Here is a 13,579-nt window from a genome sequence, read left to right as displayed (position 1 = left end):
TAATATAGTATAATAAATGAAATGTACAGGAGGGGATTTTTTGGCAGGTAAGGAGATTAAAACTTTGGTTCAGTTGGCATGTCAAGCAGCTGATGACAAAAAAGCTCAGGATATTGTCACTTTAGATATTTCCAAAATCTCACTTATTGCTGACTATTTTATAATTTGCAGCGGTAAAACAGATATTCAGGTCAAAGCTATCGCGCAGGAAATTGAACACCGATTGGAGGAAAAAGGTATACGCCCCAGAAGAATTGAGGGTAGAAATGAAGGTGTCTGGATTCTAATGGATTATGGGGATTTTATTGTTCATGTTTTCCGCCAACAGGAAAGGGAATATTACAATCTGGAACGACTCTGGGCAGATGCTCAAGAAATTGTGACACAGTGACCAATTTAAAAATATGATATGTAAAATTGATTTTCTCTATATATTTTGAATCAAAGGCAAATAACTGCTCCCATAAGGGGAGCAGTTATTTTTTTGACATATTTTTTGATATTTTGAAAGAAGACTTGTCTTTTTTGGTATAGATTGGTATAATAAATAAAAATACAAAAGTTAAAATATATAGCATGGTTAAACTGCAAAAAGCTAATTTTTAGCTTCTTGAGAAATTTTTCGAATCATCTAAAGCTCGATTTCCGCCGAAATAAGGCTTTCTAATCAAAGGGCCCTCCTGGCCCTTGATTAGCTCATCACTTCCTGTGATGAGGCCTTATTTTGTCGGAAATCTCACTAAGATGATTTGGCGAAAAATTTCTATGTCGCTTAAAATTAGCTTTTTGCAGTTTAATCATAGCATTAATAAACTATAAAACTAAAGGAGTGATAAGGTGTATCAGCAGCGTAGTGACAAGTTAAAATGGGTCTGGGTGTTGGTAGTGATTGGATTTATGGGTTGGTTATATTGGCAAAATCAGCAGTTAAAAGATGATAAAGTCTGGTTTACTCCTGCTGAACCTGATTCCGGGCAGGTTAATATTACTAAAGAAATTGGAGAAGAAAAAATTGGGGTTCATATAGCTGGAGCTGTACATAGACCAGGGGTCTATTTTTTGCCACAGAATGCCAGGGTTGTGGATTTAATAAAGGCAGCCGGAGGTGTAACCAGAACTGCCGATCTAAATCAGATTAATCTGGCCCAACCTCTGATGGATGGACAAAAGGTAGTGGTCCCTGAAAAACAGGATAATATTACTACTAGAAGTATAGTTATCAAAAATTCAGAAAGAAAGGTAAACATTAATACTGCTTCAAAAGAAGAGCTTATGACCTTACCCGGTATAGGGCCTGGCAAAGCTGCAGCTATTATTGGGTATCGCGAAATGAACGGCAGTTTTCGTAAATTGGAAGATTTAATGAATGTAGATGGGATCGGTGAAAAGACGTTTATTAAGCTGAAAGATAAAATAACCCTTTATTAATTTAAAGGAGATGATAATTTGACTATTGAGGAGGAATTATGGACTGACTGGCTTGAGAGTAGGAGTATTTTTGTTCATTATCCGGCCCTGGCATATCTTATTCCGTATCTTTTGGGAATTATTTTCTGGCGCCTTTGTCAGATTAGTTGGAATTGGTGGGGACGGGAGATTAAGGTATTACCTTATGGAGTTTTTTTAATATTAATTACACTTTTTATTTTGCGTTCCTATTGGTGGCGATTCTGGATGCTTATAAGAGCTCGCTCTTTTTATCTTTTCTTAATTTTTTCTTTATTTTGGGTAGGATTTTATTATACTGATTATCATTGGAAAAGAACCGAAATTCCCAATTGTATGAGAACAGAAGCTATTAAAGTTATCGGGTTAGTTTGGGGTCAAAAAAAGGGCAAGTGGGTGATTAAACCAGACTATATATATAAAGATGATACTGAAAAAAAGCTTCCCTTACTTAAAGGAAAGATTCAGGTTTTATCTCCAAATATAAGAATTAAGGGGCAGGGAAGTCTAAAGATAGGTGATCGGGTTCTTGTGAAAGGAATTTTACAGCCATTTCCTTCTGCTACCAATCCGGGCCAGTTTGATTATCAACGTTATCAACGATACCTGGGTTTTGCTGGTCAAATGTTAGAACCGGAGGTTTACTTTATATCCAGGCCCAGGTTTCATCTGCTGCGGTGGATGGAAAAAGTAAAAAAGAAAGCCAGTGACTTTTTTTCCTCCCACTTATCTGTTATAAATTATCGGTTAGTGATGGCATTACTGACAGGTGAAAAAGATTACTTAGAAGAGACCCAGCTTAATCAATTTCGTGATCTAGGTATAAGTCATCTACTGGCAATTTCAGGTTTGCATCTGGGATTGGTAGTCATGTGGATAAAAAAGATATTGGAATGGATAAGGATGCCTAAAAGAATCTGGCCATGGGTGTTGATTGTATCTGTCTGGTTAGCTGTTATCTTTGTTGGTTGTCAGCCATCAGCTTTACGGGTAGGAATCTTTATTACATTGACTCAATTAGGTCAGATTTTTCAAAGGTCCAATAATTCTTTCAATCTTTTAGCTGTTACAGCCTGGTTAATCCTCCTTAAAAATCCTCTCGCATTATTTCTCCTAAGCTTTCAATTATCTTTTACAGTTTATCTTACCATTTTGCTTTTATATCAACCTATGGTTAGTTGGTTAAAGTTTATCTTTCCCAAAACTTTAAATCAATTAATGGCTTTATCTTTTACTGCCTTTTTAGGTTCTGCTCCGCTTATTTTATTCCATTTTTATAGGCTTTCTTTTTTAGGAATCTTGATGAATCTATGGGCTGTACCTTTAATTGGGGTTATTTTAATCTTGCTTTTGATATCATTGTTAATAAGACTTTTCTGGCCTTTTGCCGGTACTATGCTGACTTTTATTCTGGATTATTTGGTTGGAATTTTTAATCAATTGCTCGGATATTTCACTCAACATTTTCGGGGTATCTGGCAGCCTGGGCGACCTTTATTAATCTGGATTTACATCTTTTACTTAAGTTTATGGATTTTCTATCGACTATTTAATTTTAAAAAGTTACCCTTATACTGGTATCAACAGGAAAAAAGAATAGTATATAAATTTATTTTATTAACAGCAATTATAATCTGTCTTATTTTAATTTTCCCTTTATCGCTAGAAAGGTTGGAGTGGGTGATGTTAGATGTGGGTCAGGGAGATGGAATGTTCTTGCAACTTCCTAATGGCTTTGTTATTTTAATTGATGGGGGTGGAGAGCTGGGGAAAGAGAATTATTCAGGGGAAAAGGTGATAAAGCCATTTTTGTTAAGCCGGGGAATCCGTAAAATTGATCTTGTTTGTATTACTCATTTTGATATAGATCATGTTCGGGGGATATTACCGATTCTTGAAGAATTTGATGTCAAAAGGGTCTGGGCTCCTCAAGGGAGTATAGAAAAATATGCTAAGAAAGTGGAAAGATTGGTTAAAGCCCGACAGATTCCTTTATATCACCCTGTTAAAGGGCAGGTCTATAAAATTGGGAATGCAAAAATTGAAATCTTTCATCCTGAAGTGGAGCAAGTATATGAAAATGAGAATGATCGTTCTCTTGTTTTTCGTCTTAGTTATAAGGGAATACGGATTTTATTTACTGGTGATCTAGGTCAGGAAGAAGAAAAGAGGCTTGTAGAAACTGAGTGGGATATAAAAGCTCATTTTCTAAAAGTTGGACATCATGGGAGTAGAAATTCTACATCGTATTCATTTCTTAAAAAAGTGGAACCGGCTTTTGCTTTGATCTCTGTAGGTGAAAATCGTTATGGGCATCCTGCACAGATTATTTTAAAACGGCTTCAAAGGGAAGGGTGTCAAATATGGCGAACAGATAAAAGTGGAGCCATTCAGGTTTTAATTCAAAATGGACAGGTTTATATTCAAAATTTTTTTAAATTAAAATAAAATTTCTGTGTTTGATGTATTAAACTTAATCAAATTTATTATAATAAGATTTGGAAGATAAAAAAGATAAAAATTTGCCAGAGGATACTAACCGTTTTAATTATCTGGACAAAAGAATAAAAAGAGCGGATATAAAAATCCGCTCTTTTTAAAGGGACTTTAAAAATTATTGGTTAGTACCTCTGGTAACTCCCTGAGCCAATTGGCTTTCGTAAGCTTCAACCATCTTACGAACCATATGACCACCAATAGCACCGGTATCACGAGTAGTCATTTCACCCCAGTAGCCACTTTGAGGAACCTGAATACCAAGTTCCTGAGCTACTTCGTACTTGAATTGTTCCATAGCTTTTGCAGCTAATGGGTTAACGAGAGTATTAGTTCTTTGACCACCTGCCATTTAATTTCACCTCCTTTCATCTTGTTGTATTTCTATTATGTGAAGGAAATAAGAACTCTATTCTGACAATCTTGACTAGTCCTGTAAACAGTTTGTCAGATCAGGAAGAATTAAATTAAAATTTCTGTTTAAAGCAGTTTAGGTCTTTATTAGATGCTATAAAATCTTATATGTGATTAAGCTGCAAAAAGCTAATTTTGAGTGTCATCTTAGTGAGATTGAAAAGAATGGTCTCAGAGGAGGTAATAAGCTAATCATGAGTCAGGAGGATCCATGGATTAGTATGCCTTATTTCGACTGAATTTAGATGGTTCGAAAAATTTCTTTAAAGCGAAAAATTAACTTTTTGCAGGTATTTGCTAATATGTTATAACAACCAATATGCCAGGTTTATCTCAAAATTAACAAACCCGGTATAATGAATACCACGCATGTGGAGTGTATAGCTCTAATTTAAGGGTTTGTAAATTTACCCTATCTATACTTGTAAAAAAACAAAACATATGTTATAATTCTTATATAATCATTTAAAATTAAATATTTGCACAACTAGGGGAGCCTATATTGATAGGCTGAGAAAGAGATGTTATCTCTGACCCTCATAACCTGATGTAGGTAATGCTACCGTAGGGAAGTTTGTGTTTTAGTTTATCACAAATTCTCTAGGGATTTGTGATTTTTTTGTTTATATACCGGTTTGGTTATGAGGGGAGCAGAAAATTGCTTCCCATTTTTATTTATGATTAAACTGTAAAAAGCTAATTTTGAGCGAAATATTGATTAGTGTGCCTTATTTCGACCAATTTAAGTTAATAATTTCTTGGTTATTGGATTATAGTTTGACTTTAATCATTATTAAAAAGCTGAGTTTGAAAGGAGGGATAAAGTGATAATCAACGGAAAAGAAATGGATTTTGAAATAGGAATAACGGTAGATAATCTTCTTAAAAGACTCGGTTTAGATAAAAACAAGGTGGTTGTAGAAGTAAATTTTGAAATTGTCCCAAAGGAAAAATACTCTGTAAAAATACTCGATAAGGAAGACAGAGTCGAAATAGTGAGTTTTGTAGGTGGTGGCTAAAATGAACATATTCGTTAACGAAAGAAATTTTACAATAAAAGAAGGTACTACAGCCTTTGAAGTTAGAGATATGGTAAAAAAAGACGCAGATATAGTAGTACTAAATGGATTCATTATAAGGGAAGATATGATTTTAAAGGAAAATGACAAATTAACATTGATAAAACGAGGCGAAATTCCCGATAAAAACGAATTGGAAGCCCTTTTAATTGCACGCCATACTCCTGGAGTACACGAAAAGGTAAAAAAGGCTTACATAGGTATTGCAGGGCTTGGTGGTCTTGGTTCAAATGTTGCAATTTCACTAGCAAGAATAGGTATAGGTAGACTTCTTTTAGTAGACTTCGATGTTGTTGAACCGAGCAATCTAAATAGGCAGCAATATTTTATAAAACATATAGGCATGCTTAAAACGGAGGCTATGAAAGATATTATTTCTCAAATCAATCCCTTTGTTAAAGTGGATATAAAAAATGCATATTTAGATGAAAACAATATTTCAGATATTTTCAGTAAAGTTGACATTATAGTAGAAGCTTTCGATAATCCTCATTCCAAAGCAACATTAGTAAATACAGTACTAAATAAAATGCCTGGAAAAATTATAGTAGCCGCTTCAGGAATGGCTGGCTATTTTTCCAACAATACAATAGTAACTAGAAAAATTAAGAACAATTTTTACCTGGTAGGTGACGGTATTTCAGAAGCAAAACCGGGATGTGGCCTTATGGCACCAAGAGTTTGTATAGCGGCCAATCATCAGGCCAATACTGTTTTAAGACTTATTATGGGAGAAAAGGGTGTGTAGAGTTATGGATAAATTGGTTATTGGAGGAATCAAACTTAAAAACAGGTTATTTATAGGTACGGGCAAATTTCCAAGCAAAAAAATAATTCCTGATGTTATAAAAAGTTCTAAGGCACAGGTAATTACTATGGCATTAAGAAGAGTAGATTTAAATTCTAAAGAAGAAAATATTCTTGAATATATACCTGAAGATTGTATTTTACTTCCAAATACTTCTGGAGCAAGAAACGCAGAAGAAGCAGTAAGGATTGCAAGACTTGCAAAAGCTATGGGATGCGGAAACTGGATAAAAATCGAAGTTATTTCCGATAATAAATATCTCCTTCCTGACAATTACGAAACTATTAAAGCTACTGAAATTTTAGCCAGGGAAGGTTTTGTTGTACTCCCATATATGAGTCCAGACTTAATAGCTGCTAAAAGACTGGTTGAAGCTGGAGCTGCTGCAGTTATGCCTTTAGGATCGCCTATAGGTACAAATAGAGGACTAAAAACCAGGGAATTGATACAAATTATGATAGATGAAATAGACATACCGATAATCGTAGATGCAGGTATAGGTAAACCTTCCGATGCTGCCGAAGCTATGGAAATGGGAGCAGCAGCAGTTTTAGTTAATACAGCCATTGCTACTGCCGGAGACCCTGTCAAAATGGCTGAAGCCTTTAGTTTAGCTGTTAGAGCTGGTAGAATAGCTTACCTTTCCAAATTAGGCCCTGAAAGAAGATATGCTGAAGCTTCTTCTCCACTTACAGGATTTCTAAACGAAGGCGGGATATAATGAGTTTTTATAATGAATATTTAAGATATAAAAACTTTAATTTCGATAAGTTTTTTGAAAATATAACACCATCAGATATACTCAGGATAATAAATGAATATAAAATAAATGAGTATGATTTTCTTGCTCTTTTGTCTCCTGAAGCTGAGAATTATCTTGAAGATATGGCTCAAAAAGCTCATAGGTTGACAGTACAAAATTTTGGTAAAACGATACTCCTTTATACTCCTATGTATCTGGCCAATTATTGTGTCAATAGATGTTCTTACTGCGGGTTTAATATAGAAAATAAGATCAAAAGGAAAAAATTAACATTTAAAGAAATAGAAGAGGAAGCTAAAGCAATTTCATCTACAGGACTCAGGCATATCCTTATTTTAACAGGGGAATCGAGAAAAGAAACACCAGTTTCGTATATAATTGATGCAGTAAAGATTTTGAGAAAATATTTTGATTCGATTTCGATAGAAATTTACCCCCTTAATGAAGATGAATACAGACAAGTTATTGAAGCAGGAGTAGACGGACTTACTATTTATCAAGAGGTATATGATGAAGAAATATATGATAAAGTCCATATTGCAGGACCTAAAAAAAATTACAAGTTTAGGTTAAATGCTCCTGAAAGGGCTTGCAGGGCTCAAATAAGGAATATAAACATAGGAGCACTTCTAGGTTTAAACGACTGGAGAAAAGAAGCTTTTATGACAGGACTTCACGCAAAATATTTGCAAGACAAATATTCTGATGTGGAGGTAAGCATTTCTCTTCCGAGAATAAGACCCCACATAGGAGTATTCGAAGAAATTTATCCTGTAAATGACAAAAACTTAGTTCAAATAATGCTGGCTTTAAGGCTTTTTCTACCCCGTGTAGGTATTACAATCTCCACAAGAGAAAATCAAAATTTAAGGGACAACCTGATTCCACTGGGAGTTACCAAAATGTCGGCAGGAGTATCTACTGAGGTTGGTGGACATACATCTAAGACAAAAAGTGACGGTCAGTTTGAAATTTCTGACAAACGAAGTGTTAAAGAAATAAAAGAAGCCATATTGAAAAAGGGTTACCAGCCGGTATTTAAAGATTGGATGCATATATAATAAGTTGTCAGGTAATAGCTGACAGCTTACTGTTAAAAGTTATTAGATATTAGCTAACTTTCAACTTCTAAATAATATTGAGGTGTCTTTCATGAATTGTTACAGAATAATTGATGCGAATATCAATAGAGTTGCAGAAGGATTGAGAGTTTTAGAAGATATATCCCGATTTATTTTAGAAGATGTCAATATGACAAAGGAACTCAGGGAAATGAGGCATATTGTAAGGAAAGTTTTTTCAGATCCTAACTTATTAAATTTTAGGGATTCCTGTAATGACCCGGGTTTTACAATATCCCAAACAAGCACTATCGATAAAAAAGAAGATTTATTAAGTTTAGTAGAAGCAAATTTTAAAAGAGTTCAGGAAGGATTGAGAAGTATTGAAGAATCCCTCAAGATTTTAGGACATTATGATAAATCGAAAATATACGAAGGCCTTAGGTATAAATCCTATGATTTAGAAAAAAATTTCGGACTAAATAAAGCTTTTTTAAATACTGACATTTATGGAATTACGGGAGAAGAGTTTTCTTTGGGCAGAACCAATATTCAGATAGTTGAAGAAATGATAAAGGCTGGAATCAAAATTATTCAATATAGAGAAAAGGAAAAAAGTAAATTTGAAAAATATAATGAATGCAAAGCTATTCGAAAACTTACTAAAGACAGTGGAGTAACTTTTATTGTCAACGATGATGTGGACATAGCCCTTGCTGTAAAGGCTGATGGCATTCACATAGGACAGGAAGACATACCGATAGAAGAAGTAAAAAAAATAACAGGAAATATGATTATAGGCCTATCTACCCACAACATTGAACAGGCCAAAGCAGCTGTTGAGAAAGGAGCAGATTATATAGGAGTAGGCCCCATATTTAATACGACAACCAAAAAAAATGTAGAAAAATCTGAAGGATTAAAGTATCTCAAATGGGTTTCTGAAAACATTCCTATTCCTTATGTGGCAATAGGAGGAATAAAGGAATCGAATATTCTTGAAGTTAAAAGACACGGTGGTAAATGTTTTGCAATGATATCTGAAATTGTCGGTTCGCCGAATATAGTTGAAAAAGTAAAGAGTATACGAAGATTACTAAACACTATATAGAAAAGGGGAATGGAAAATGAATTATACAACTCAAATGGATGCTGCTAAAAAAGGTATAATTACCAGGGAAATGGAAGTAGTTGCTAAAAAGGAAAAAATAGATGTTGAAGTTTTAAGAGAAAAAATAGCGCAGGGTAAAGTGGTAATACCTGCAAACAAAAAACATAAATCCCTTGATCCCGAAGGAATTGGAGAAGGCTTGAGGACTAAAATAAATGTCAACTTAGGTATTTCAAAGGACTGCTGTAATGTCGAAAAGGAGCTAGAAAAGGTAAAAGTAGCCCTTAAAATGAAGGTTGAATCAATAATGGATTTAAGTTCTTACGGAAAAACTGAAGAGTTTAGAAAGAAGTTAATCGATATGTCTCCTGCAATGATAGGTACGGTACCTGTATACGATGCAATTGGTTTTTACGATAAAGAACTTAAAGATATAACTGCTGAAGAATTTATAAAGGTTGTAGAAAAACATGCTCAAGATGGTGTTGACTTCATGACAATACATGCCGGTATAAATAGGGAAACTGCCGAAGTCTTTAAAAGAAACAAAAGGCTTACAAATATAGTTTCAAGGGGCGGTTCCTTATTATATGCGTGGATGGAATTAAACGATAAAGAAAATCCATTTTACGAATACTTTGATGAAGTTTTAGACATATGTGAAAAATATGATGTAACCATAAGTCTTGGTGATGCCTGTCGTCCCGGAAGCATCAACGATGCTACAGATGCAAGCCAGATTAAAGAACTTATAGTACTTGGAGAACTTACAAAAAGGGCATGGGAAAGAAATATACAAGTAATGATAGAAGGACCTGGACATATGCCTTTAAATGAGATAGCTGCTAATATGCTCCTTGAGAAAAAACTCTGCCATGGTGCACCTTTCTATGTATTAGGCCCTATAGTTACAGATATTGCTCCTGGATATGACCACATTACAAGCGCCATAGGAGGAGCTATTGCAGCTGCAAACGGTGCAGACTTCTTATGCTATGTAACACCAGCAGAACATTTAAGGCTTCCTACATTAGAAGATATGAAAGAAGGTATTATTGCTTCTAAAATTGCTGCCCATGCTGCAGACATAGCGAAAAATATTAAGGGTGCAAAAGAATGGGATTGCGAAATGAGCAAAGCTAGACAAAATTTAGATTGGGAAAGAATGTTTGAACTGGCCATCGACCCTGAAAAGGCAAGAAGATATAGACGTGAATCCATGCCTGAACACGAAGATAGTTGTACAATGTGCGGAAAAATGTGTTCTATGAGGAATATAAACAAAGTAATGCAGGGCAAAAACATAAATATTTTAAGAGAGGACGACTAAAGTGCTTTATCTTATAACAAATAGAAAAATTATAGAAAAAGACAACTTTTACGATGTAGTAGAAAATGCCATTAAAGGTGGAGTAGATGCTGTTTTATTAAGGGAAAAGGATTTATCTTACGAGGAACTGCTTCCAATTGCAATTAAATTGAAAAACATCGCTGATGCTTATAACATACCATTAATAGTTAACGGAAATTTAGATGTAGCAAAAAACATAAATGCATCAGGTTTCCATACAAGTTTTGATAGATTTATGAAAGAAAAATTTGAATTTAAAGGACTTTTAGGTGTATCAGTGCACAGTTTAAAAGAAGCGATACTTTCAGAGAAACACGGAGCAAGCTATATACTGGCTAGTCACATATTTGAAACGGATTGTAAAAAAGGATTAAGGCCTAAAGGAATCGAACTGATTAAAGATATAAAGTCTCAAGTTAAAATTCCTGTAATAGCACTGGGTGGCATAAATCCTGAAAATGTAAAAAAAGTTTTATCTGCAGGTGCCGATGGAATTGCAGTTATGTCTTATATAATGGCATCAAATGAACCTTACTTATCTGCAAAAAAAATAAAAGATAAAATCAATGATTAAATTGCAAAAAGCTAATTTTGAGCGCCATAGAAATTTTTCGTTAAACTATCTTAGTGAGATTTCAGTTGAAATAAAGCCTCATCACAGGATGTGATGAGCTAATCAAGGGTCAGGAGGCTCCATTGATTAGTATGCCTTATTTCAACTGAAATCGAACTTTAGGTGGTTCGAAAAATTTCTTTTGAAGCGAAAAATTAGCTTTTTGCAATAAAATCATCAATGAATTTTCAACCTAATTCGATAAGAAGTCTTTTGCTTTTAAAGGAAATGTATGGATAAGATGAATTGCTGTACTTGATTAGTGCTGTAACAAATGCTATACTAAAACCAGCAGTAATTAGTAGAAGGCAGGTATATTTATGTAATTACATATTTTCAAAGCATATCCGAATATTGAACTTTAAAAAAGGAGTGTTATATTTGATTTTAATGATTGATAATTATGATTCTTTTACTTATAATTTAGTTCAATATTTAGAATGTCTGAAGGAAAAAGTTTTAGTATACAGAAATGATAAAATTACAATTGAAGAAATTGAGAAACTAAATCCTGATATGATCGTTTTATCTCCCGGACCATGTACTCCCAATGAAGCAGGAATTTGTATAGAAGTTGTAGAAAAATTTAAGGGCAAAATACCTATACTTGGCATATGTTTAGGGCATCAGACTATAGGACAGGTATTTGGGGGTAAAATTGTAAAGGCATTGGAGCCTGTACATGGAAAAGTTCATCCTATTAAGCATATTAATAAAGGGGTATTTAAAAACCTTAAAAATCCCTTAAATGTGACCAGATATCATTCATTGGTTATTGATAGGGAATCTTTACCGGATTGTTTTGAAATTACCGCAGAAACTTATGATGGGGAAATAATGGGTATAAAACATAAAGAATATCTGATTGAAGGAGTACAATTTCACCCTGAAGCAATACTTACTGAAATGGGCCTGGAACTTCTCAATAATTTCTTAAAAGAAGCTAAAAAATTAAGATAAGCAGGTGAAAAGATGTTAGTTAAAGAAATAGAAACTTCTTTAAACAGTTTTGAAATTTATACACTTTTTAAAGATTATTCCTACAGTTTTTTCTTAGATAGCGGAATGGACCATCAAAAGCTTGGCAAATATTCCTTCATAGGATTTGAGCCTTTTTTAGTTTTTAAAAGCAAAAACGATAAAATGGAGATTATTGAAGACGGTGAAATTAAAAGGTTTACCGGAAATCCATTTATGAAATTAAAAGAATTACTATCTAAGTACAAAATGGATTATAAGACAGATCTTCCTTTTATAGGAGGAGCAGTAGGATATTTTGCCTACGATTTGTGCCATCATATAGAAAGATTACCTAGAACTGCCGTAGATGATGTAAATATACCTGATTGCTATCTTGGTTTTTATGACGGTATAATTGTTATAGACCATACTAAAAACAAAGTATTTGTAGTATCTTTAGGTATTAAAAACTTACCTGAAAAAATAGTTAATGAAATAATCGACAAAATAAAGGAAGGAGAAAAGAAAGGAATAAAAATAAGTCTAAGCAAAAAAAGCAAATCGTTGAAATTTAAATCTAATTTTACTAAGGAAGAATATATAAAAGCTATTAACAAGGTTAAAGATTATATAAGGGCTGGAGATATTTATCAGGCAAATCTTACTCAGAGGTTTGAATGTGAACTACAGGAGAGTCCTTATGAACTGTATGCTAAGTTAAGGAATATAAATCCTGCACCATTTGCAAGTTTTATCGATTTCGGTGATGGGTATATAATAAGCAGTTCACCTGAAAGATTTATAAGGATAAAGGATAGGGTTATAGAAACGAGACCTATAAAGGGGACAAGGCCTAGAGGCAAAACTCTAAAAGAGGATTTAAAAAATAGAGAAGAGTTATTATCAAGCGAGAAGGATAAGGCCGAATTGTTGATGATAGTGGATTTGGAAAGAAACGATCTGGGTAAGATCTCTAAGACAGGTACTGTAAAAGTAACGGAGTTGTTCCATTTAGAAGAATATCCTACTGTTTACCACCTGGTATCAACGGTGATTGGAAATCTAAAAGACGAATGTGATGTAATAGACTGCATTATGGCCACATTCCCAGGAGGTTCTATCACTGGAGCACCTAAGATCAGGGCTATGGAAATAATTGACGAACTGGAGCCTACTCAAAGAAACGTTTATACCGGTTCCATAGGTTATATAGGTTTTAATGGAGATGCTGATTTGAATATAGTTATTAGAACTATAGTTTGCAAAAATAACAAAGCTTACTTTCAGGTAGGAGGAGGCATCGTCTGGGATTCCGATCCGGAACTTGAATATGAAGAAACACTACATAAAGCCAGGGCGCTGATGGAAGCACTAAATAGTTAACAGCTAATAGCTACTTGCTAGTCAATAGCAGGTGGCGGCTTATAGGGAACAGAATCAAGCTAATATTTTAATACAATAACAACAGGAGAGTATC

The 13,579-nt window shown here is 34.0% G+C and carries 13 protein-coding genes and 1 riboswitch; of the genes, 12 read left to right on the top strand and 1 reads right to left on the bottom strand.

The genetic code is table 11. The annotated features are described in order from the left end of the window. Positions 1-40 precede the first annotated feature (40 nt). From rsfS to BBF96_RS07315, 3 genes are all read left to right on the top strand, one after another. Complete coding sequence (gene rsfS, locus BBF96_RS07325; RefSeq protein ID WP_236777895.1) at positions 41-391, top strand: ribosome silencing factor; 351 nt, start codon at positions 41-43, stop codon at positions 389-391. A gap of 446 nt (positions 392-837) precedes the next feature. Beyond that, positions 838-1,428: a helix-hairpin-helix domain-containing protein gene (locus tag BBF96_RS07320; RefSeq protein ID WP_127016535.1), complete on the top strand. Its 591-nt coding sequence runs from the start codon at positions 838-840 to the stop codon at positions 1,426-1,428. 18 nt (positions 1,429-1,446) lie between these two features. Further along, positions 1,447-3,894: a DNA internalization-related competence protein ComEC/Rec2 gene (locus tag BBF96_RS07315; protein ID WP_127016534.1), complete on the top strand. Its 2,448-nt coding sequence runs from the start codon at positions 1,447-1,449 to the stop codon at positions 3,892-3,894. 166 nt (positions 3,895-4,060) lie between these two features. On the opposite strand, the gene BBF96_RS07310 is transcribed toward BBF96_RS07315, so the two are convergent. Continuing rightward, on the bottom strand, positions 4,061-4,294 hold the full coding sequence (locus BBF96_RS07310; RefSeq protein WP_127016533.1) for an alpha/beta-type small acid-soluble spore protein: 234 nt from the start codon (positions 4,292-4,294) through the stop codon (positions 4,061-4,063). A gap of 541 nt (positions 4,295-4,835) precedes the next feature. Next, a riboswitch (TPP riboswitch) is annotated at positions 4,836-4,944 on the top strand. Positions 4,945-5,180: 236 nt separating this feature from the next. Here BBF96_RS07310 and thiS point away from each other — a divergent pair. The 9 genes from thiS (at position 5,181) to pabB (ending at position 13,485) form a co-directional block, all read left to right on the top strand. Beyond that, the gene (gene thiS / locus BBF96_RS07305; RefSeq protein WP_127016532.1) at positions 5,181-5,375 is read left to right on the top strand and encodes a sulfur carrier protein ThiS; all 195 of its coding nucleotides are present in this window, start codon (positions 5,181-5,183) and stop codon (positions 5,373-5,375) included. A gap of 1 nt (position 5,376) precedes the next feature. Beyond that, complete coding sequence (gene thiF / locus BBF96_RS07300; RefSeq protein ID WP_127016531.1) at positions 5,377-6,183, top strand: sulfur carrier protein ThiS adenylyltransferase ThiF; 807 nt, start codon at positions 5,377-5,379, stop codon at positions 6,181-6,183. A 4-nt stretch (positions 6,184-6,187) separates the two neighbouring features. Next, positions 6,188-6,964 carry a thiazole synthase gene (locus BBF96_RS07295; protein WP_127016530.1) on the top strand — a complete coding sequence of 259 codons (777 nt, stop codon included), beginning with the start codon at positions 6,188-6,190 and terminating at the stop codon, positions 6,962-6,964. Then, entirely contained in the window at positions 6,964-8,067 is a 1,104-nt protein-coding gene (thiH, locus tag BBF96_RS07290; protein WP_127016529.1) for a 2-iminoacetate synthase ThiH, read from the top strand. Before BBF96_RS07295 ends, thiH begins: the two co-directional genes overlap by 1 nt. A 91-nt stretch (positions 8,068-8,158) precedes the next feature. Further along, the gene (gene thiE, locus BBF96_RS07285; protein ID WP_127016528.1) at positions 8,159-9,178 is read left to right on the top strand and encodes a thiamine phosphate synthase; all 1,020 of its coding nucleotides are present in this window, start codon (positions 8,159-8,161) and stop codon (positions 9,176-9,178) included. Positions 9,179-9,194: 16 nt separating this feature from the next. Then, positions 9,195-10,508, top strand: coding sequence for a phosphomethylpyrimidine synthase ThiC (thiC, locus tag BBF96_RS07280; protein WP_127016527.1), 1,314 nt, complete (start codon positions 9,195-9,197; stop codon positions 10,506-10,508). 1 nt (position 10,509) lies between these two features. Then, the gene (thiE, locus tag BBF96_RS07275) at positions 10,510-11,103 is read left to right on the top strand and encodes a thiamine phosphate synthase (protein ID WP_127016526.1); all 594 of its coding nucleotides are present in this window, start codon (positions 10,510-10,512) and stop codon (positions 11,101-11,103) included. 420 nt (positions 11,104-11,523) lie between these two features. Beyond that, positions 11,524-12,102, top strand: coding sequence for an anthranilate synthase component II (locus tag BBF96_RS07270; RefSeq protein WP_127018212.1), 579 nt, complete (start codon positions 11,524-11,526; stop codon positions 12,100-12,102). 12 nt (positions 12,103-12,114) lie between these two features. Further along, a complete protein-coding gene (gene pabB, locus BBF96_RS07265) occupies positions 12,115-13,485 on the top strand; it encodes an aminodeoxychorismate synthase component I (RefSeq protein ID WP_127016525.1) in 1,371 nt (456 codons plus the stop codon). The last annotated feature ends 94 nt before the right edge of the window (positions 13,486-13,579 follow it).

The sequence above is a fragment of the Anoxybacter fermentans genome, from assembly GCF_003991135.1.
Classification (GTDB): Bacteria; Bacillota; Halanaerobiia; order DY22613; family DY22613; genus Anoxybacter; species Anoxybacter fermentans.
This window is presented reverse-complemented; position numbering and strand designations above follow the sequence as displayed.